The organism is Actinoplanes sp. NPDC051346 (assembly GCF_040682215.1).
Classification (GTDB): Bacteria; Actinomycetota; Actinomycetes; order Mycobacteriales; family Micromonosporaceae; genus Actinoplanes.
Genome location: NZ_JBFBAJ010000001.1, coordinates 296,628 through 316,651, shown reverse-complemented (window position 1 = coordinate 316,651; position 20,024 = coordinate 296,628). Strand labels below are relative to the sequence as shown.

Genomic DNA, 20,024 nt, shown 5'->3' with positions numbered 1-20,024 from the left:
ACGCGCCGGGTACGCCGGAGACATGCGAGTGGTGATCGTCGGAGCGAGCGGTAATGCCGGCACGGCCCTGCTGCGCAGGCTGCGCAACGAGCCCGGGATGGACCTGGTCGGCGTGGTCCGGCGGGTGCCGACCACCGCGGCCGCACCCTACGACGCGGTCGACTGGCATTCCTGCGACATCGGCGCACCGGAGGCGCCGCAACGCCTGACCGAGCTGTTCCGAGGCGCCGACGCGGTCGTGCATCTGGCCTGGCAGATCCAGCCCAGTCACGACCAGCGCCAGCTCTACCGCACCAACGTGACGGGCAGCCGGGCGGTGGCCGAGGCCGTGCTGCGCTCGGGCGTCGCGACCCTGGTCTACGCGTCGTCGGTCGGTGTCTACGCGGCCGGCCCGAAGAACGCCTACGTGACCGAGGCGTACCCGAGGACCGGGGTGAGAGGCTCTTCCTACAGCCGGCACAAGGCCCTGGTGGAGACGATGCTCGACCGGGTCGAGTCGGACCACCCCACGTTACGCGTCGTGAGGCTCCGGCCCGGCCTGATCTTCCAACGTGACGTCGGCACCGAGATCGGCCGCTACTTCGCCGGCCCGCTGCTGCCGGCCCGCCTGCTTCGGTACGGCCGCATCCCGCTCGTGCCGTCCCACCCGGCGCTGCGGGTCCAGGCGGTGCACGCCGACGACCTGGCCGACGCGTACGCCCGGGCCCTGGCGGCCGACGTGCGCGGCGCCTTCAACGTGGCGGCCGGCCCGGTGCTGGACCCGTCGGTGGCCGCCGAGGCGTTCCACGGCCGCGAGGTGCCGGTGCCGGGCTTCCTGCTGCGGGGCGCCGCCGACCTGAGCTGGCGGCTCCGGCTCCAGCCGGTCGACGTGGGCTGGGTCCGGCTCGGCCTCAAGGCGCCGCTGATGTCCTGCGACCGGATCGCGGCGGAGCTGGGCTGGCGGCCCCTCACCGACGCGGTGCACGCGCTGAGGGAACTGGTCGCGGGCCTGGCCGAACGGGCCCACACGGACAGCCCGCCGCTCTCCGACGCACCGGACCTGCCGGGGCGGCTCGGCGGCGTGCTCCGCGGCCGCCTGCCGGGCTCCGGCAACCCGTACTGAGGGTCACGAGACCTCGCGGCGGTAGGTGCTCAGGGTCAGGCCCAGCGTCGAGCGGAAGTCGTTGGCGAGATGGGCGTGGTCGCTGTACCCCAGGTCGGCGGCCACTTCGGCCAGCGTTGCCGTCGGATCCGTCCGCAACCGGACCGCCGCCTCCTGCAGCCGCCGACGGCGGACCATCGCGAGCGGCGGCAGTCCGACATAGCGGGCGGCGAGGCGTTGCAGCGTACGCACGGAAACGGACAGCCGGGTGGCGGCATCCTCGACGGTGCGGACGTCCGGGTCGGTGTCGATGAGCTCGGTCATCGCATTGGCCAGCAACGCCTCGGCCGACGGTGGCCCGGTGGCAGCGGCGAGCCATGCCGCGAAGGCGTCCACGGCGCTCTGCTGCCCGCCGGGCATTGTCGCGCGCACCTGGCTCACCAGGTCGGGGGCGTCCACAGCGATGGAAGTGTCGCGCAACGCGCCCGGGTCCGCGGTGAAGTGCGGCACCGCCGCGGGGCGCAGCAACGCGCCGACGGCCCAGCCGGTGCCGGTGAGGTCGCGGTGGGAGACGCGGGTGGCCGGACCGCCGAGCTCGACCGAGTCCCCCTCGACGACCAGGTTCAAGGCGGGATAGGCGATGACGTGCTGCCGCAGGGTGCGGCCGGGCTGAATGTCCCACTCCGGGATCCAGAACCAGCGCACCAGGTGGGCGACGGCGTCCGGGGCGCTCAGGCGGGTGAAGGTGGGCAGCCGCGCCGGATAGAGCACTCCCCGGGGAGCACCCTGTCGCGAATCTTCAAGCCCGTCCCCATGCGGCACACCTAGCATCGTGCCCTATGACAGAGAGCATTCCAGCAGCTGACGGCAAGTACACAACGAACGGCACCCCGCACGGCGCCACCAGCCTGACGCCCTTCCTGGCCATCGCGGACGCGCGCGGAGCCATCGACTTCTATCAGAAGAACTTCGGGGCCCGGGTGGTGGACGTGACGGAGATGGGCGGGGTCGTGGCCCACGCGGTGCTCGACTTCGGCAACGGGCTGCTGCAGCTCGGCGAGCCGATGCCCGACTACGGCATGGTCCCGGCGCCCGAGGGCGATCAGGACTGCTATTCGATCGGCCTGTACTGCCCGGACGTCGACGCCGTGGTCGAGCGGGCGGTGGCGGCCGGCGCGACGGTGCGGGAGGCTCCGGTGACGTTCGTGTCCGGGGACCGCTTCGCGAGCATCCGGGATCCCTACGGGGTGCGCTGGTCCGTCATGACCCGCGTCGAAGACCTGTCCGAGCAGGAGAGTGCGCGCCGCGTGGCCGAGTGGGCGAAGAGCCAGAATTCCGCGTAGTCGCGGTCCCTCTCCGGCCGTGGCACGACCGGCCGGAGAGGGCGGCGAACTATCGGACCGGGATCGCCGGCAGCTTCTTCGTGAGCGCGGCGACGTCCTTGCGGATGCCGGGCATCAGGGCGTAAAGCTTGTCGCCCGGGCACAGGGTGGCGCCGGCGTCCGGGTTGGCGCGGTGCCAGTCCTGGTGGGTGGGGATGGTGGCGAGGGTCGCCTTCTTGCCGGAGATCGGGTTGACGTATTCGGTGGTGGCGAGCGGGTCCAGCTTGGTGGTGACGGCCAGCCGGGCCAGCATCACCTTCAGCGACCGCAGGGCCGCGGCGGTCGGCGGGGCCTGCATGAAGTTGCCGAGCAGGCAGATGCCGACGTTGCCGCCGTTGAAGCCGCCGACGTGGGCACCGTTGACCGCCAGGGGCAGCCCGTCGGAGCCCGGCGCCGGGCCGAAGACCGGGGTCTTGTCCGGGTCGGAGTAGGCGCCCTCATAGACCCGCCCGTCGGCGTCGATCAGCAGCTGATAGCCGATGTCGCCGAAGTCCTGCGTCATGGCCTGGTTGTAGTAGATGCCGCGTACGTGCGCGATCGGGTCCGTGACCGGGACGTCCTCGCCGCTGTGGTGCACGGTCAGGGTCTGCACCTTGAAGAACCCGAGCGTCAGCTTCGGGGTGCCGTCGTCGTTGAACCGGTACGACTCGTCGGCACCCCACGCCTCCCGGCTGAGGTACTGCGGGCACATCTGCGTCGGAACCGCCATCGGCAGCCGGGTCTGCCGCGCGGCGACCGTACGCGTCGGTCCGTCCACAGTGTTGATCTCGACCACCGAGACGCCCTCGCCGCGGACCTCGTAGTCCAGGGCCCCGGCCGCGGGGATCAGCATGCGCGGCTGAGCCGCGACGCCGTCCCGCCCGCCCGGACATCCGGACGCCTCGCGCCACGGCTGCCAGCCGGCCCGCGTACGGAGCCGCACCGATCCGCCAGCGGTCACGGACAGATGGGTGAGGGCTAGCTCGGGAGCGATCGCGACGCCGGAGGGGACGACACCGCGAATGCTCGACAACGTTGTCGGCACGCTCGCGCCGGCGGCCGCCGCAGGTCGCGAGGCGGCAACCGACAGCGGCGCCGCCACAGCGAGACCGGTGGCGCCGCGCAGCAGGGATCTACGAGAAATCATGTCGGTGAACGTTAGCCACCGGCCGCAACCCGGAAACAGGCTCCCGCGAGATGTGTCCTGAAGGGAAACACCTGCGGCCCGTTCGGGAATAAACCAGGTTTATACATCGTGTGTATAGTGCCTTGGCATGTCAGTCAGCTTCGCCCTGCTGGGCCTGTTGGAGAACGGCCCACGCCACGGCTACGACCTCAAGCACATCTACGACGACACGTTCGGCCGGGACCGGGCGCTGCACTACGGCCAGGTCTACTCGACGATGGCCCGCCTGCTGAAGAACGGGCTCGTCGAGGTGGAGTCCGAGCCCGGCGACGGTCCCGACCGCAAGCGCTACGCGATCACCGACGCCGGGGTCACCGACGTGGCCGAGTGGATGCGCCGCCCGGAGAAGCCCGAGCCCTACCTGCAGAGCACGCTCTACACCAAGGTCGTCCTCGCACTGCTGACCGGCAGGGACGCCGCCGAGGTGCTCGACGCCCAGCGTGCCGAGCACCTGCGGCTGATGCGGGAGCTGACCCGCCGCAAGACCGTGGGCGACCTTGCTGACGAGCTGATCTGCGACCACGCCCTGTTCCACCTGGAAGCCGACCTGCGCTGGCTGGAGCTCACCGCCGCCCGACTCGACCGCCTGGCCGCCCGGATCCGTCCCTGAACCCCCGTCCGCGACCCCGGAGGTCCCATGTCTGAACAGCCCCTGTTGACCGCCGATGGCCTGCACCTGAACTTCGGCGAGACCAAGGCCCTCGACGGCGCGTCGCTGCACGTCCACGCCGGGGAGGTGATCGCCCTGATGGGGCCGTCCGGCTCCGGCAAATCGACGCTGCTGCACTGCCTGGCCGGCATCCTCACCCCGGAGTCGGGCCGGGTCGGCTACGCCGGCCGCGACGTCTCGGCGATGTCCGACAGCGAGCGCAGCGCCCTGCGCCGCGACGAGTTCGGATTCGTGTTCCAGTTCGGACAGTTGGTGCCGGAGCTGACCTGCCTGGAGAACGTCGCCCTGCCCCTGCGGTTGACCGGCACCGGCCGCCGTGCGGCGCACCGGACCGCGACCGACTGGCTGGAGCGCCTCGACGTCGCCGACGTCGCCGGCAAACGGCCCGGCCAGGCCTCCGGCGGGCAGGGCCAGCGGGTCGCGGTCGCCCGCGCGTTGGTCACCGAGCCCCGCGTCGTGTTCGCCGACGAACCCACCGGCGCGTTGGACTCCCTCAACGGCGAACTGGTGATGAAACTGTTCATCGCCGCCGCCAAGGACACCGGCGCCGCCGTCGTGCTCGTCACCCACGAGCCGCGCGTGGCCGCGTATTCGGATCGCGAGGCCGTGGTCCGCGACGGCCGGGTCCGCGAGCAGGAGTACGCCCGATGACCCGGCTCCGGCGGTGGATCTTCGAACTCGGACTCGGCGCGCGGATGAGCGTCGCCGGGGGACGCGGCGGCTGGACCCGGCTGGCGCTGATCGCCGCCGGCGTGGGCATCGGGGTCGCCGTCCTGCTGTCCGCGGCGGCGCTACCGTCCGCGGTGGCCGCCAGCGGCGCCCGCACCGGGGCCCGCGCGGCCACCACGGAACACGGCCATGAGCTGTCCAAGGGGGACGACACGCTGCTGGTCGGCCGGGCCACCACGAAGTTCCGGGGCGAGCTTGTCGAGGGCTCGCTGGTGCAGCCGGAGGGCTCCCGGCCGCCGACACCGCCCGGCGTCTCCGCCCTGCCGCGCCCCGGCGAGCTGCTGGTCTCCCCCGCCCTGGCCGACCTGATGGCGCACAACCCGGATCTGGCCCGGCGGTGGGACGCGCGGATCGTGGGCACGATCGGCGGCCAGGGGCTGTCCGGACCCGCCGAGCTCTTCTTCTACCTGGGCACCGACACGCTCACCGATAAGACCGCGGATCGGGCGAACGCGTTCGGGGACGCGGGGAAGGCCGACCGCGGTGTCTCCCCGCTGCTGGTGGCGCTCACCGCGGTCGGCATGGTCGTGCTGCTGACGCCGGTGATGGTCTTCATGGCCGGAGCCGTACGCTTCGGCGGCGAAACCCGCGACCGGCGGCTGGCCGCGCTGCGGCTGGTCGGCACCGACGCCGCGATGACCCGCCGGATCGCCGCCGGCGAGACCCTGGTCGGCGCCGTCCTGGGCCTGGGCGTCGGCGCGCTGCTCGCCGTCGGCATCGGCCTGCTCACCACCAGGTACGCGACCGGCCCACTCAGCTTCTACCTGTCCGACATGCGTCCCGTCCCCGCCTTGGTCGCTCTCATCCTGCTGGCGGTGCCCCTCGTGGCCGTGCTGGTGACCCTGACGGCGATGCGGCGGGTCATCGTGCAGCCGCTCGGCGTGGTCCGGCTCGGCAGCACCGTGCGACGGCGGCTGTGGTGGCGCCTGATCCTGCCGGCCGTCGGCCTCGCCCTGCTGTGGCCGCTCACCGACGGCCTCAGCGAAGGCGGCGCCGAATTCCAGGTCGCCGCCGGCGTGGCCCTCCTGCTGACCGGCCTGGCCCTGCTGCTGCCCTGGCTCGTCGACGCCTTCGTCAGGCGGCTCGGCGGCGGCGGCCTCGCCTGGGAGCTCGCGGTACGCCGCCTGCAGTTCGACAGCGGCACCGCCGTCCGCGCCGTCTCCGGCATCGCCGTCTCCGTGGCCGGCGTGATCGCGCTACAGGGGCTCGTCACCGGCATCGAGGGCAAGTTCGGCGTCTCCGGCCCCGCCCGGACCGACCCCTTCCTGCACCAGATCGAGCCGGAGACCGGCCTGCCGGACCGGACCTGGGTCGCCGCCCTGCGCGAGACACCCGGGGTACGGGCGGCGCAGCCGGTCCGCACCGCGATCGCCGACCGCGACGGCACCGAGGTCACCGTGAAGGTCGGCGACTGCGCCGTCCTCGTGCGCTACACCGACACGACCGGCTGCACCGACGGCGACGTCTACGGCATCGACCTTCCCGAGGGCGCCGGGGCCTACACCCTCGGCGGCACCGCCTGGACGGCACCGGCGCCGACCCGTCGGGCCACCGCCGGCGACAAGGCCCCGCGCTACGGCCCGACGCTCCTGATCACCCCTTCGGCGCTGGCCGGCGCCGCGATCCCGACGGCCAGGACCGCCTACGCGGTCACCCTCGACACCGCGGACCCGGACGCCATCGAGCGACTGCGCACCACCACCGTCCGGCTCGACCCGCTGGCACACGTCTACGAACCCGGCAAGGGCGACGTCGCCGACGCCATGCGCACCAGCCGCCAGGCGCTGCTGGCCGGCACCATCGCGCTGCTGCTGCTCATCGGCGCCAGCATGGTCGTCACCGTCGCCGAGCAGCTCCACGAGCGCCGCAAGGTGTTGGCCGTCCTGGTCGCCGTCGGCACCCGCCGGCGCACTCTGACCGGCTCGGTGCTGGCCCAGGCCGCCGTGCCGGTGGTGATCGGCATGACCGTGGCTGTCGGGTTCGGCAGCGCGATCGCCGCGGTCCTCCGGGCGGCCGTCGGGGCGCCGATCGCCGTCGACTGGTTCGGGATCGGCACCACCTCCGGCGTCGCCGCCCTGGTCGTGCTCGGCGCCACCGCCGCCACCATGCCGACGCTCTGGCGCCTCACCCGCCCGGGCAACCTCCGCAGCGAGTAGGACGCCCTACGGCAGTCTGCCGAGGACGACGTCGACTTCGCGCACGCTAGGCCTTATGAGCTCGGCGCAGCCGGTACGCCGCCAATGTTCTCGATCAGGTGTCCGAGGTGGGCGGTGCCAGGGATGGTCAACATTGCTGGCGAGCGTGCCAGCAGGTCGTTGAGCACCGTCGTGGGTGGGTGTGTGCTGGGTCCGGTGATTAGGTCGCCGCGGTGGAAGGGCGCGTAGGCGACGTAGGCGATGTCGTGCCGTTCGGCGTGCCGCAGGATCGGGTCCTGGGTGGTCGGGCTGTAGTGGTTCTGCACTGCCGCGATGGTGGTGTGGGTGGCGGCGGCTACGAGTTGTCCGTGGCTGACTTTGGACAGGCCGGCATGGCGGATCTTCCCTTCGCAGCGTAGGTCGTTCAGGGTGCCGACTTGATCGGCGAGCGGGACTTTCTGGTCGATGCGGTGCAGGTAGTAGAGGTCGATGCGGTCCAGACGTAGGCGGCGGAGGCTCATCTCGGCGCATTGGCGCAGATACTCGGGTCGGCCGCAGGGTGCCCACCGGTGGGGGCCGTGGCGGGTGAGGCCGCCTTTGGTAGCGATGACCAGCCCGTCGGGGTAGGGGTGCAGGGCTCGGCGGATGAGTTCTTCGACGGTGTGGGGGCCGTAGGCATCGGCGGTGTCGAGGTGGTTGACCCCCAGGTCGACGGCGTGGCGCAGGATGCGGATGGCGTTGTCGACGTCGGCGGGCAGGCCCCAGTGGCCAGGCCCGGTGAGTTGCATCGTGCCGTAGCCGAGGCGCCGCACCGGCAGGTCCCCGCCGATCGGGTATGTGGCCGAGTTCGCGGTCGTCGTCATGGGCGTCTCCGGGAGAATGGGAGCGGCGCCCGGGAGTCAGTCGAACAGGGTCGCTGGGGTAGGCGCCGGTGACGGGTGAGGCCGAGCTGGTGCCGCCTCGGAGAGCAGAGCGGTCAACGTGGGCTCCTGCTGAGGCCAGCGATGGCGCACGAGTGCGTCGAGCAACAGGGCGGCGCCGACGGTGTCCCACAGTGCGCGGTGGGGACGGCTGTGCGGAACGGCGTCGGTCACTGTCGCGGTGATCCCGTGCCGATCCAGCAGGGCGGTCAGGCTGCGTTTGCCCTCGACCAGAGCTGCCTTGGCGAGCTGGAAGGTGTCGATCAGGCCGGCGATCTCGATGCCGGGGCAGCGCCGGTGCAGCAGCCGCCAGTCGACGTTGACGTTGTGCCCGATCAGATAGGCGCCGCTGAGCCGGCGCGCAAGCTGCGGTTGGACTTCCTCCAGCGCTGGCGCGGCGGTGAGGACGTCGTGGGTGAGCCCGGGTGAGATCCAAGGCCGTTGCGGGATGCGGCGGCCGGGGTTGACGACGGTTGTGTAGGCGGTGGCCACGTCGGGTCGGCCATCGATCAGCCGTACGGCGGCGATTTCCAGGATGGCTTCGTCGTCGCCGTCTTGGGCGCCGCTGCCCTCGAGATCGAGCACGACGAGGTTGGTGGCATCGCGCCAGGTGCCTGCGGTCATCGTGGTCACCGCCTACTCCGGAGGCTATTCGTCGGTGAAGCGTGCCTGGTGGGTGAACTCGTCGCGGATCGCCTGGAAGCGGGCGGTCTCCTCGGGTGGCAGGTCATGGCCGGTCAACGAACGGCCGTGGGCGTGCAACACGTGCGGCTGGTCAAGTTCCCAGATCTGGTAGCCGAGGGTGTGCTGGACAGCGTAGCGGCGCTGTTCGCCGAGGCCGTGGGTCCAGACATGACCGTCTTCGATGATGAACGGAGTTCGGTAGCCGAACTGGTTGAGGACGCGGCGCATGTCCTCCTGGCTCGGCGCGGTGTGCGCGATGGCGCAGAGTTGTTGCTGGGCGGCGGGACAAATGTCGCACAGCTCCCGGACGCCCCAATGGCCGTTGTAGTCGGCGACCTGGTGCGCGTATGCGACGCCGCAGGAGGTCTTGCGGAACAGCGGGGTGCTGATTCCCGAGTCGCGCCAAGCGGCGACGACGCGGGCGTCCAGGTCCATGGGCATGGTCTTGCGGCGATGGAACTCGTCGTCGCTATACGGCACGTCGACGCCCTGTTCGCGCAGGTAGGAGGCGTTCTCGGCCTTGTGGTAGAGGCCGGTGAACACGATCGCGTCGACGTCGCGCCCGACGTCGAGCACGTGCGCCATCGTGGCGTCGCTGTCATTCCAGCCGGGGGTGATGGGCCGCCAGTACAGGATCACACCGGTGCGTTTCTTGTGGGCGACGGCGGTGCGGATCGATCCGACGGTGATTTCGCTCTTGGCGATGGGTTCTACGCGCGGGTCGGTGATGCCGGAGTAGGTGAACAGCAGCGTCACGCGCACGTGGCGCAGGCTCTCGAGGACGGCCATGTCGTCGGCGGTTACCCGGAACCGCGTGATGATCAGAACGTGGTTGGTGTAGCCGCGCGCGTCGAGGGCGCGCAGAACCTGGAACAGGTGCGGCTTGACGCCAGGCAGAAACGGGTCGGTGGCCTTGTTGAACAGTTGCAACGGCGTGACGTGCGGCTGGAACTGCGGATGTGCGACCAGTCCTTGAATCGCCTGCTCGGTGGGGACCAGCAGTTGCGGCTTCTTGACCTCGAAGTTGCCCCAGAAATGGCGCACGCAGTAGCCGCAGTCCAGTGGGCAGCCTATGACGTGGTTGAGCGACAGCCCCGATTTGCGGTAGCCGATCCACTGGGCCATGTACGGGTCGAGGTCGGCCTGCACCGGGGCGGGCATGAGAGTCAGCGCGCGGGGGCCGACGTTGAGACCAGAGTCAGTGACGGTGACGGTCATCGGTGAGTTCCTCCGTGGGGTTGCGGAGCGCGCAGCAGGTGCCGGCGAGTAGGGCCGTACCAGATACCGAATTCGCGGGCCACGACCTCGACCGTGTCGGAGCTGTGGATGAGGTTGTCGACCAGGCGGCCCTCAGCCATGGCCTTGCGCAGGGTGTCGGCGCCGAACCGGCCGCGGATGGTGTCCGGGCCGGCCGTGGCCGGGTCGGTCGGTCCGAGCAGCGCCCGCAGTCGAGACGCGGCGTCGCGCCCGTGGGCGAGGGCGACGGCTGCTTGCTGGCCGACGTACATGCGGCGCAGTTCAGCCGGGACGTCGCGGCCGAGCTGGTCGGACAGGGGCAGGATGTCGTCGTAGTGGGCGAAGATCTGCTCTTCGGTGGGCCAGAGCTTGCTCACGTCGACCACGTCGAGCTCGCGGTCGATCCAGGTGAGGATCGGGTCGAGTAGTCCTCGGGCCAGGCAGTCAGGCTTGAGCAGGATGACCGTCCACCGCGACCAGTCGATCGCGGCTCGGTTCGATCCGGATGGGGACTCGGTGCGGGGGCGAGGGCTGGTCATGAGGGCTGTCCGGCACAGACGGGCAGCTTGGTGATCCGTGTCGGCCAGCGGGCGGCCAGCAGCCATCGGTGACCGGGGTCGAGAACGTCGGCGACGTCGGTCGTGACGGGGTGTGTGGTGTGCCGGATCTGCCGGTACGCCTCGAACAGCAGTAGCACCTGGCGCCAGTAGGCGGGAAGCGGCAGGGCCGCGGCGGCGGCCGGGGACAAGCCGACGTCCCCTACGCGCAGAGCATTCTCGTACTCCATGATCAGGGCGAGGTCGTCGTCGGTGGTGACCGGCATGAACCGGGGCTCGAACACCGGTGGGGTCGCGGTGGCGGCTTCCTGGAGGATGATGTCGACCTTGTCCAGGTCGAGGACGTTGAGGTGCATGGAGCCGACGTGGTGGCTGTAGTACCCAACCGGTATACCGAGGCGGCGCGCGGCGTACTCCTGGATGAAGGTGAACGCGAACGTGTCGCCGAGCAGGCCGATGTACGCGTCGTTGCCGCGCATGTAGGCGCTCATGTGCAGCCGGCCCTCGCGAAGCAGGAACTGCAGGCCCAGGGTGCACGCGACGTCCGGGTTGCCCGGATCGATGAGTTCGTCGGGCCGCATGATGACCATGGCGGCTCGTTTGGTGTCCGGGTCAGCGCGTAGTAGCTCGATGACCCGGTCGAACTGCGACCTGCCGTCGACGCCGGAGGCGAACAGGCGGGGCCCGTAGGCGGTGCCGGTCAGGGTGACGCCGTCGATGGACAGTTTTGCCAGGCTCGGCGCGTAGTAGGAGATCATGTCCGCGTCGTCGCGGCCGGTCAGATACCAGAGCGCCTCCGCGTGGTTGAACGCGATGTTGGCCCGCCGGGTGGCCAGGTAGGGGGTCCGGTCGGTGGGATCAGTGAGCCGGAAGCTGACGTCGGTCACCTCGAGGGCGTCATCGCCGCGCCCGGCGGTGTCGTACACGTGGTGGTGACGGATGCCGCGCAGTACGGCGGCGTACACGTCGGTGAACGTGGCGAATGCTGTCGGGGTGAGGGTCACGCGCGGGTCCTTTCCGAGTCGCTGTCACACAGCGGCGGCCGGTCGGCGGTGAGCTGGTACAGGGCATGGAGCAACATGGCAGCCTGCCGGGAAAGCCGGTAGGGCTCGAGGTAGGTCAGACAGGTGGCGATTAAGTCCCGGTGTTCGCTGCTGCCGGACAAGCGGCGCAGCCAGCGGGTTTTCGTTAGGACGTCGGCGCCGTCGTGCACGTGCAGCACCTCGGGGGCGAACGCGTCAGCGCAGGCGGTGTCGGCCGGGGTCAGCGGTAGGCAGCCCTGGGTGACGGCCTCGAACAGCCTCGACGTCTGGTGCCCGGCCGCGCGGTACCGCTCGGGCAGCAGCAGCACCGTGGCAAGGGCGGCGGCGTGGATGGTCGCGACCTCATCGAACGGGGCACGACCGGTGAACGTGACGTGCGGCCACGCCTCAGTGCGAGGCCACTTGCCGGCAACCCGGTGTGCAAGGTGAGCGGCTGCCGGGGCGAAGAACGTGGTGAAGGCGTCGTCGCGGCCGTACTGGTTGCCCACATAGACCAGGTCCAGCGGGCGTGCCCGGCGTGCCAGGTCTCCCGGCTCGGAGTCGTCGATGGCCTCGTCCGGAACGGGACAGGTCACGGTGACCGCGCCTGGGTTCGGCAACAGGGCGTACTCGGCGACCGTGACCGCCGGATGCCCGCGCAGCGGGTCATCGGCTGGTAGTTGCCGGTCAAGGTCCCACACCAGCGTCGGCGTCGACCGGCCGAGGGTGTAGTGCTCGATGAGTCCTTGCTGTCGGTGCAGGTCGCAGGTATGTCCCTCGGAGCCGCAGGCGGTGGTGTTACGGCCCGGCAGCGGCCACCGCCACTCAAAGATCACCGCGCTGAGCTCGGGCAGCCCGGCGTCGAAGCAGTACGCGCCGCGCAGGTCGACACCAGCCTCATCGAGGTCGCGGTTGGCCTGCAACAACACCACCTGATACCCGGCGTCGTTCAGTCTGTCGATCAGTGGCCGCCGGTAGGCGCGGGATCCATCCGGGGTATCCAGGACACCCGCCGTGAGGAAACCCCACATGCTGTAGCCGATCTTCATCGTTCTCTGCGCGCCGCCGGGCATGTCACCCTCCCTCAGATGCATCGCCACTGGTCTCTGAAACCCGCTGTGTTCCAGACTGTGCGCTAGGTGAAGGGCGCAGGGGGATGCCACGACTGTCACTTCTGCTCACATCTGTGCGCATGGGTTCTCGTCTTGGCCGTGGACTCGTGGCACGCGCGTACGGTTGTCCCGCGAGCGCGACCAGCGAGCGAGGATGGTGGATGCAACCGGAGGGAGCCGCTTGTGGACGCTGACGAGGAGACGAACCCGTCACGCACGCTGCTTGAGCAACTGGTCCGCAAGCGGCACTGGGCCCACGCCGATTTCTGCCGCGAGTACGCCGCCGCGGCCAAGAAGATCTTCGGGCAACCTCGGAACATTACGCCGCAGACGGCGAGCCGCTGGCTCGGTGGAAAGCTGAAAGGGTTGCCATATCCCGGACAGCAGCGGGTACTTGTGGCGATGTTCGACGTCGCGGCGTCTGACCTTTTCGGGGCGCCCGGCACTCAGGCACGCTCAGTAGCAGGAGGACCAGGTGAGCCTGACGAGGAAGTGGCCGAGGCGGCCGCCGAATCGGCGAGGTTCATGATGACCGCCGAGCAGACCAATGTCGGCCCGCATACTCTTGATCAGTTCGCCTCCGACCTGCGCCGCATCGTCACCGTCTACCCCAATCGGCCGGTGTACCCGCTCTTCGTCGAACTTCGCGGGCTTCGCAGCCGCGCCTTCGAACTCCTGGAAGGCCAGCAGTACCCGGATCAAACACGCGATCTCTACCTGATAGCTGGCACCCTCTGCGGTGTGCTCGCCAACGCCAGCTTCGATCTCGGCAACCTCGCCGCCGCCGAAACTCAAGCCCGTACCGCCTACCTATGCGCCGAACTCGCGGGCCACAACGGGCTGCGTGCCTGGATTCGTGGCACCCAGAGCCTTGTGGCGTACTGGGATAACCGTCCCCGCGAGGCGGTGAACCTGGCTGTCCAAGGGGCACGTTATGTCCCCGAGAACGGCACCGCTCTTGTCCGGCTCGCCTCTATCGAGGCTCGCGCCCGTGGGCAAATGCGGGATCGCGCTGGCGTGGACGCCGCCCTAGCCCGCGCCCGCGTCGTCCGCGAAGCGACCATCGGCGAGGACGACTTCGGCGGCATGATGAGCTTTCCCCAGCCTAAGCAGGACTTCTACGCCGCCACCGCCCGACTGTGGCTCGGTGACCCGGGTGCCATCGCTCAGGCGGAACACGACGCGCGCAACGCCGTCGAAGCCTATGAGAGCGCCCGCCCGGAAGACCGCCGGCTGGGAGAAGAAAACCTGGCCCGACTGGACCTGGCCGTCGCGCTTCTCTACGCGCCCAATGAGGAGTCGACATCGCGCCGGCTGCCTGACCTCGACGGCGCCGCCATCGAGGTCAGGGCCGTCCTGGAGGTTTCCGCCCGCAGGCCCACCGACAGCGTTACGCGCCGGCTGCGTCAGGTCGGCGTCACCTTGAACCAACCGCGCTATCGCGGCTCGCAACTAGCGAACGACCTGAAGGCCGAAATCACGGCACGCACCGATCAATTGTCGCTGCCCGCGTTGCCGGCTGGACAGTGCCGGTGAGTCGTTCGGCGATGGCCGTGCTGCATCCCGGCCAAATGGGCGCCGCGATCGGCGCCCAAGTGCGACGGAGCGGCGCCCACGTGTTCTGGTACCCGGCTGGCCGCAGCGACGCTACCCGTCGCCGCGCGGACATGGCGGGCCTGACACCCGCCGCAGATCTCGCCGAGTTGGCCGACAACGTCGATGTCCTGCTATCGATCTGTCCCCCGGCCGCAGCCGAAAATCTCGCCAACAGGGTCGCCGAGACCGGCTACCAGGGCATCTACGTCGACGCCAACGCAATCAGCCCCGCACGTGCCCAGCGCATCGCGACCGTCCTCGAAACTGCTGGGGCCCGATTCATCGACGCGGCCATCATCGGTCCGCCGCCGACCGGCGCTGCGACCGCCCGCCTCTATCTAGCGGGTGACCACGCCGACAGAGTGGCTTCGAGGTTCAGCGGCACAGCGGTCGAAGCGGTGGTGCTGAATGGACCGGTTGGAGCGGCGAGCGGTCTCAAGATGGCCTACGCCAGCTTCCAGAAAGCGAGCCGTGCCCTGGCTGCGGTCGCTCATGCCCTCGCTGCTGAGCACGACGTCGTTGATCAGCTTGTCGCCGAGGCGCAACGCAATTCCCGCACCCCCCTGGCCGACCCCGATTATCTCCCCAGCGTGGCTGCCCGGGCCTGGCGGTGGGCGCCGGAACTTCACGATGTCGCCGACAGCCTGGCCGATGCCAACCTTCCTCCGCATCTCGCCGTCGCTGCGGCAGAGGTGTTGCAGCGGTGGGTTGGGGACAAGGACACCGACCTGTCCTTAGCGGAAGTTCTTGATCATCTCCGAGACGCTTAGCAGGTGGCAAGGACCGTCTAAGGCAGTCTGCCGAGGACGACGCGTTCGGAGGTCAGCAGGTATTCCCGAAGCATCTCCGCGGCCCGGTCGACCTCGCCGGCCTCGTACATCGCGGTGATGTCGTCGTTCATCGACACGAACGGGCGGTGCAGCGCCTCCTCGCCCGGAGCCGTCGCGAAGGCCAGCCGGAGCTCGGCGGTGAGCTGGCGCATCCAGGCGTCCAGGCGCGGGCTGCCCGCGAGCGCCACGATCTGCTCGTGGAAGTGCATGTTGGCCGTGCCCACGGCCCGCCAGTCGCCGGCCTCGGCGGCTCGGGTGGCCTCGTCGACCGCCGCGCGCATGCCCGCCGCGCGCGGCGGGCTGGTCGGGGCCTGGGCGAGCGACGAGCATTCGAGCAGGACGCGGACGCGGTAGATGTCGGCGATCTGCGCCGGGCTGAGGGTGGCGACGAAGACTCCGCGATGCGGGCGGCGCACCAGCAGGCCCTCTTCGACCAGTGTGGAGAACGCCTCACGCAGGGTGTTGCGGGAGACGCCGAGCGGCCCGGTCAGCGACGCCTCGGCGAGGCGGGTGCCCGGTGCCAGCTCTCCGTTGATCATCGAGTTGCGCAGCTGCTCCACCGCGCGGGCTGCGGAGCCGGCCTTCTCCACGGTCGTCACTTCCCCAGTCAACCAGCCCGGCGATCAGTCCGGCGCGCGGGTGAAGCGGATCGTGGCGCCGGGGCGGAGCTGGGCCGCGCGGTCCGCCGACTCCGGCGTCAGCACGGCGATCACCGGATAGCCGCCGGTCACCGGGTGGTCCGCCTGGAAGACGATCGGAAGGCCGTCCGGCGGCACCTGCACCGAGCCGCGGACGACGCCCTCACTGGGCAGTTCGGCGCTGCGTGCCCGGGTGAGCGCGGGACCGTCGAGCCGCAGGCCGATCGAGTCGCCGGCCGGCGACACGGTGTACTCCGCGCCGAGAAACGTCGCGATCGCCTCCGCGGTGAACCAGTCGTCGCGCGGCCCGAGGTCCACCTCCAGCGGTCCTGTCGCGACCCGGGCCGGCGGCGCCGGCGGCGGGCCGACCGGCGGCGGCGGGCCGACCGGCCGCGGCGGGCCCACCGGCAGGATGTCGCCCGGCGCCGGCCGGGCCGGCCCCACGCCCGCGAGCTGGTCGGTCGAGCGCGAGCCCAGCACCGGCGGCACGTCGATCCCCCCGCGGACCGCCAGATAGCTGCGCAGCCCGCGCCTCGGCATGGTCACCGCGACAACAGCCCCCGCCGGCACGGTGACGACCTCTCCGGCCGCGACCCCGTCCACGGTCAGCACCGCGTCGGTGCCGGTCAGCGCGACGACGGCGGGCTCGTCGAAGGAGACCCGCAACCCGCCGAGCGTGCACTCCAGGACGGCGGCGCCCGGCGCGTTGCCGACCAGGGCGTTGGCGCGCTCGTAAGCGCCTCGGTCCACCGCGCCCGACGGCGCCACGCCCTGGTGTGCGTGCCCCGGACGGCCGGCGTCCTTGATCACTGTCAGCGGGCCCGTCCGCAGCACCGTCATCCTCATCGCCGCACCACTCATCGCCGCACCACGAAGCTCACCCGTACGCCGGGAACCAGCAACGCGGGCTCGGGCCGCGACAGGTCCCACATGCGCTCGGTCGTGCTGCCGATCAGTTGCCAGCCGCCGGGGCTGTCGTTCGGGTAGACGCCGGAGAATCGGCCGGCGAGCCCGACCGACCCGGCCGGGATCCGGGTCCGTGGCGAGGTGCGTCGCGGCACGTCCAGCGTCGGGTCGTCGCCGGTCAGGTATCCGAACCCGGGCGCGAATCCGGAGAACGCGACCGTCCACCGCGCGCCGGTGTGGCGGGCCACCACCTCGTCCACGGAGATGCCGAGGTGATCGGCCACCTCCGCCAGGTCGGGTCCGTCGTAGAGCACCGGGATCTCCACGGTGCCGCCGGCCGCCCGGTCGGCATCGCCGGGTCGCAGGGCGGCGGCCGCCCGGCGGACCGCGGCCAGGGAGGTGACCGCCGGGTCGAGCCGGATCAGCACCGTCCGGGCCGCCGGGACCAGGTCGACGACGCCGGGCAGCCGGGCGGCGCGCAGGGACGCGTACAGGGCGAGGGCCGCGTCGAGGTCGTCCACCTCGGCGAGCACGGCCTCCCGCCCGCACCGCAGGAATCTCGTCATGGCTATCCGGCTCCGGCGAAGGCGGTGATCCGTACGCCGGCCGCGGTCAGCCCGTCGTGCACCGCCCGGGCCAGGTCCACCGCCCCCGGCGAGTCCCCGTGCACGCAGATGGAGTCGGCCTCGATCTTGATGACGGACCCGTCGACCGCGACCAGGGTGCGGTCGGTGACCAGCCGGACCATCCGCTCCGCGACCTCGATCGGGTCGTGCAGCAACGCACCGGGCGAACGTCGCGGCACCAGCGTGCCGTCGGCCTGGTAGCCCCGGTCGGCGAACGCCTCGCGGACGGTACGCAGCCCGGCGTCCTCGGCCAGCCGGAGCAGGACCGAGCCGGGCAGGCCGAGCACCGGCAGATCGGGGTCGTAGCGCCGGACCGCGTCGACCACGGCGGCCGCCTGCTGTTCGTGGTGCACGACCGTGTTGTAGAGCGCGCCGTGCGGCTTGATGTAGAGCACCCGGTCCCCGGCGGCGCGGGCGAGCCCGTCGAGCGCGCCGATCTGGTAGATCAGGTCGGCGACCAGGTCCTCGGTCTCGTAGTCGATGAACCGGCGCCCGAAGCCCGGCAGGTCCCGGTAGCCCACCTGGGCACCGATGACCACGCCGCGCCCGACCGCCCGTTCGCAGGTGGCGAGCAGCGTACGCGGATCGCCGGCGTGGAACCCGCAGGCGAGGTTGGCGCTGCTGACGATCTCCAGCATCGCCGCGTCGTCGCCGAGTTGCCAGGCGCCGAAGCCCTCGCCGAGGTCGCTGTTGAGGTCCATGTCTGCTCCCCAGGGTCAGCCGGACAGATAGTCGAAGATCGTGCGGGCCGAGGTGGCGCCCATGTACCAGGTGAGTGCGGCGGCGATCGCACCCAGCCCGAGGAGCCAGGCCGGGTACGCGTAGCCCTTGAGCAGTTCGCGACGGCGCCAGGCCGCGTACAGCAGGATGGTGAACCCGATCGGCAGGATCAGCCCGTTGAAGCCGCCGGCGAAGACCAGCAGGGCGGCCGGCGCGGTGCCGATCAGCAGATAGATCACCGTGCTGACGGCGATGAACGCCACCGTCGCCCACGACCGGGGCCGGCCCTGGGCGAGGGCGGGTGAGAAGGCGTTGAGGAACGACACGGAGGTGAACGCCGCACCGACCACGGAGGTGATGGCCGCCGCCCAGAGCACGACGCCGAACGCCCGCTGCCCGAACTCGCCCGCCGCCGACTCGAACGCCTGGGCCGTGGCGTTGCCGCTGGTGTCGAGCACGACGCCGCCGGCGACGACGCCGAGGATCGCCAGGAAGAGCAGGAAGCGCATGAGGCCGGTGACCGCGATGCCGGTCAGCGCGCCGCGGGTCACCTCCCGGGCGTGCTCCGGGCCGGTCGTCCCGCTGTCCAGCAGCCGATGGGCGCCGGAGTAGGTGATGTAGCCGCCGACGGTGCCGCCGATGATCGTGGTGATGGCCGCGAAGTCGATGTCGTCCGGCAGGACGGTCTGCCTCAGCGCGTCGCCGACCGGCGGCTGGGAGACGATGCTGACGTAGAGGGTCAGCAGGACCATGAGGACGCCGAGCACGATCAGCAGGCGGTCCATCGCCAGGCCGGCGCGTTTCACGGTGAAGACGACGATCGCGAGCAGCGCGCTGAGGGCGCCGCCGAGCTTGGGGTCGAGCCCCAGCGCGGCGTTGAGGCCCAGGCCGGTGCCCGCCACGTTGCCGATGTTGAAGACGAGGCCGCCGAGGATGACCAGGGCGGCGAGCAGGTGCCCGGCGCCGGGGACGACCGCGTGGGCGATCTCGTGGGCCCGTTTGCCGCTGACCGAGATGATCCGCCAGATGTTCATCTGGACGACGAAGTCCACGAGGATCGACATGAGGATGCCGAAGGCGAAGGCGGCGCCCAGCTTCGCCGTGAAGGTGGTGGTCTGTGTGATGAAGCCGGGGCCGATGGCGCTGGTCGCCATGAGGAAGATCGCCCCGACGAGGGCGGATCGGCGGGAACGGGAACGGGTGGTCGTGTCCGTCGTCATGAGCACTCCTGAATCGGTGTGGATCGATGGAGGCACCGTCGACGGTAGGGATTGTTGAACGAAACCACAAGAGTTGTTCAACAATCTGCGTTACCGGGCGGCGGGCAGCACCTGCCACACGCTTGTGCGACGCACCGGCACGCCTTCCAGCTCCACGTTCACCCCGACGTCGTAGACCGCTCGCCGCACCATGCCGTCGACCGGTAGATACGCCCGGCCCGGGTCCCCCACCAGCACAAGCGCGCCCCGGCCCGCGGCGGCCCGCAGAAACGGCAGCACCCGACCGGCCATCTCCCGGCTGTAGAAGACGTCCCCGGCGAGCACCACGCCCGCGGGCTCGTATCCGCCGCCGAGCAGGTCGCCCTCGACCGGCTCGATCCGCACGCCGTTGGCCGCCGCGTTCGCGTCCGCCGCGGCCAGCGAGAGCGGGTCGATGTCGTTGGCGGTCACCGGCCGGGCGCCGGCGCGGGCCGCCGCCACCGCCACCAGTCCCGAACCGGTCGCCAGGTCGAGTACCGCCCGCCCGGAGACCAGGTCGGGATCGTCGAGCACGTGCCGGGCCAGCGCCTGGCCCCCGGCCCACGCGAAGGCCCAGAACGGGGGCGGCTGCTCCGCGCCGCCGGCCTCGGTGCGCTCCCAGAGCGCGATCGGATCGTCGGCCTGGTGCAACACAAGCTCGGGCAGCATCGGTACGGGCGCAAGCCGCGTGTTCGCGCGCACGAAGTCGGCAGAAGTGGACACCCCACGATTCTGCTTAGGTGTCGTGCCAGGGAACCGATCAGGGTCCCATAGTCG

Annotated in this window: 21 protein-coding genes; 7 read left to right on the top strand and 14 right to left on the bottom strand. The window is 70.8% G+C overall.

Features of this window, described 5'->3' with window-relative positions:
* Window positions 1-22: 22 nt before the first annotated feature.
* Window positions 23-1,102, top strand: a complete 1,080-nt coding sequence (locus tag AB0M36_RS01440; protein WP_364152199.1) for an NAD-dependent epimerase/dehydratase family protein — start codon at window positions 23-25, stop codon at window positions 1,100-1,102.
* A gap of 3 nt (window positions 1,103-1,105) precedes the next feature.
* On the opposite strand, the gene AB0M36_RS01435 is transcribed toward AB0M36_RS01440, so the two are convergent.
* Window positions 1,106-1,912 carry a helix-turn-helix domain-containing protein gene (locus AB0M36_RS01435; protein ID WP_364150657.1) on the bottom strand — a complete coding sequence of 269 codons (807 nt, stop codon included), beginning with the start codon at window positions 1,910-1,912 and terminating at the stop codon, window positions 1,106-1,108.
* Window positions 1,913-1,920: 8 nt separating this feature from the next.
* Between AB0M36_RS01435 and AB0M36_RS01430 the strand changes: the two genes are divergently transcribed.
* Window positions 1,921-2,424: a VOC family protein gene (locus AB0M36_RS01430; RefSeq protein WP_364150654.1), complete on the top strand. Its 504-nt coding sequence runs from the start codon at window positions 1,921-1,923 to the stop codon at window positions 2,422-2,424.
* Between the two features lie 49 nt (window positions 2,425-2,473).
* Here AB0M36_RS01430 and AB0M36_RS01425 read toward each other — a convergent pair whose 3' ends face one another.
* A complete protein-coding gene (locus AB0M36_RS01425) occupies window positions 2,474-3,589 on the bottom strand; it encodes a peptidoglycan recognition family protein (RefSeq protein WP_364150651.1) in 1,116 nt (371 codons plus the stop codon).
* A 127-nt stretch (window positions 3,590-3,716) separates the two neighbouring features.
* On the opposite strand from AB0M36_RS01425, the gene AB0M36_RS01420 reads away from it, so the two are divergent.
* The 3 genes from AB0M36_RS01420 to AB0M36_RS01410 are packed head-to-tail and all read left to right on the top strand — an operon-like array spanning window position 3,717 to window position 7,183.
* Window positions 3,717-4,238 carry a PadR family transcriptional regulator gene (locus tag AB0M36_RS01420; RefSeq protein ID WP_364150643.1) on the top strand — a complete coding sequence of 174 codons (522 nt, stop codon included), beginning with the start codon at window positions 3,717-3,719 and terminating at the stop codon, window positions 4,236-4,238.
* Window positions 4,239-4,265: 27 nt separating this feature from the next.
* Window positions 4,266-4,949, top strand: coding sequence for an ABC transporter ATP-binding protein (locus AB0M36_RS01415; RefSeq protein ID WP_364150641.1), 684 nt, complete (start codon window positions 4,266-4,268; stop codon window positions 4,947-4,949).
* Complete coding sequence (locus tag AB0M36_RS01410; RefSeq protein ID WP_364150638.1) at window positions 4,946-7,183, top strand: FtsX-like permease family protein; 2,238 nt, start codon at window positions 4,946-4,948, stop codon at window positions 7,181-7,183. The genes AB0M36_RS01415 and AB0M36_RS01410 overlap by 4 nt, the downstream gene beginning before the upstream one ends.
* A gap of 53 nt (window positions 7,184-7,236) precedes the next feature.
* Here the strand turns inward: AB0M36_RS01410 and AB0M36_RS01405 are convergent, their stop codons facing one another.
* From AB0M36_RS01405 to AB0M36_RS01380, 6 genes are read right to left on the bottom strand one after another with little or no spacing between them, the layout of a single operon-like run.
* Window positions 7,237-8,025, bottom strand: a complete 789-nt coding sequence (locus AB0M36_RS01405; RefSeq protein WP_364150635.1) for an aldo/keto reductase — start codon at window positions 8,023-8,025, stop codon at window positions 7,237-7,239.
* Between the two features lie 36 nt (window positions 8,026-8,061).
* Window positions 8,062-8,706, bottom strand: a complete 645-nt coding sequence (locus AB0M36_RS01400; protein WP_364150633.1) for a 3'-5' exonuclease — start codon at window positions 8,704-8,706, stop codon at window positions 8,062-8,064.
* A 24-nt stretch (window positions 8,707-8,730) separates the two neighbouring features.
* A complete protein-coding gene (locus AB0M36_RS01395) occupies window positions 8,731-9,984 on the bottom strand; it encodes a hypothetical protein (protein ID WP_364150630.1) in 1,254 nt (417 codons plus the stop codon).
* Window positions 9,981-10,541 carry a nucleoside-diphosphate kinase gene (locus AB0M36_RS01390; RefSeq protein WP_364150627.1) on the bottom strand — a complete coding sequence of 187 codons (561 nt, stop codon included), beginning with the start codon at window positions 10,539-10,541 and terminating at the stop codon, window positions 9,981-9,983. Before AB0M36_RS01390 ends, AB0M36_RS01395 begins: the two co-directional genes overlap by 4 nt.
* Window positions 10,538-11,563: a thymidylate synthase gene (locus tag AB0M36_RS01385; RefSeq protein ID WP_364150624.1), complete on the bottom strand. Its 1,026-nt coding sequence runs from the start codon at window positions 11,561-11,563 to the stop codon at window positions 10,538-10,540. Before AB0M36_RS01385 ends, AB0M36_RS01390 begins: the two co-directional genes overlap by 4 nt.
* Window positions 11,560-12,630: a hypothetical protein gene (locus tag AB0M36_RS01380; protein WP_364152197.1), complete on the bottom strand. Its 1,071-nt coding sequence runs from the start codon at window positions 12,628-12,630 to the stop codon at window positions 11,560-11,562. Before AB0M36_RS01380 ends, AB0M36_RS01385 begins: the two co-directional genes overlap by 4 nt.
* Window positions 12,631-12,876: 246 nt before the next feature.
* Here AB0M36_RS01380 and AB0M36_RS01375 point away from each other — a divergent pair, with 246 nt between their 5' ends.
* Together AB0M36_RS01375 and AB0M36_RS01370 are read left to right on the top strand one after the other, a co-directional pair.
* Window positions 12,877-14,229: a hypothetical protein gene (locus AB0M36_RS01375; RefSeq protein ID WP_364150621.1), complete on the top strand. Its 1,353-nt coding sequence runs from the start codon at window positions 12,877-12,879 to the stop codon at window positions 14,227-14,229.
* An 11-nt stretch (window positions 14,230-14,240) separates the two neighbouring features.
* Complete coding sequence (locus AB0M36_RS01370; protein WP_364150618.1) at window positions 14,241-15,059, top strand: DUF1932 domain-containing protein; 819 nt, start codon at window positions 14,241-14,243, stop codon at window positions 15,057-15,059.
* A 17-nt stretch (window positions 15,060-15,076) separates the two neighbouring features.
* On the opposite strand, the gene AB0M36_RS01365 is transcribed toward AB0M36_RS01370, so the two are convergent.
* The 6 genes from AB0M36_RS01365 to AB0M36_RS01340 all read right to left on the bottom strand — a co-directional run bounded on the left by AB0M36_RS01365 (window position 15,077) and on the right by AB0M36_RS01340 (window position 19,916).
* Complete coding sequence (locus tag AB0M36_RS01365) at window positions 15,077-15,718, bottom strand: GntR family transcriptional regulator (RefSeq protein ID WP_364150615.1); 642 nt, start codon at window positions 15,716-15,718, stop codon at window positions 15,077-15,079.
* Between the two features lie 24 nt (window positions 15,719-15,742).
* Window positions 15,743-16,603 carry a biotin-dependent carboxyltransferase family protein gene (locus AB0M36_RS01360; RefSeq protein WP_364150612.1) on the bottom strand — a complete coding sequence of 287 codons (861 nt, stop codon included), beginning with the start codon at window positions 16,601-16,603 and terminating at the stop codon, window positions 15,743-15,745.
* A gap of 11 nt (window positions 16,604-16,614) precedes the next feature.
* Window positions 16,615-17,229, bottom strand: coding sequence for an allophanate hydrolase subunit 1 (locus AB0M36_RS01355; protein ID WP_364150610.1), 615 nt, complete (start codon window positions 17,227-17,229; stop codon window positions 16,615-16,617).
* Window positions 17,230-17,231: 2 nt separating this feature from the next.
* Window positions 17,232-17,990 carry a 5-oxoprolinase subunit PxpA gene (locus tag AB0M36_RS01350; RefSeq protein ID WP_364150607.1) on the bottom strand — a complete coding sequence of 253 codons (759 nt, stop codon included), beginning with the start codon at window positions 17,988-17,990 and terminating at the stop codon, window positions 17,232-17,234.
* Window positions 17,991-18,005: 15 nt separating this feature from the next.
* Window positions 18,006-19,229 (bottom strand): NRAMP family divalent metal transporter, encoded by a 1,224-nt coding sequence (locus AB0M36_RS01345; RefSeq protein ID WP_364150604.1) that lies wholly within the window; start codon window positions 19,227-19,229, stop codon window positions 18,006-18,008.
* Window positions 19,230-19,319: 90 nt separating this feature from the next.
* Window positions 19,320-19,916: a 50S ribosomal protein L11 methyltransferase gene (locus AB0M36_RS01340; RefSeq protein ID WP_364152194.1), complete on the bottom strand. Its 597-nt coding sequence runs from the start codon at window positions 19,914-19,916 to the stop codon at window positions 19,320-19,322.
* Between the last annotated feature and the right edge of the window lie 108 nt (window positions 19,917-20,024).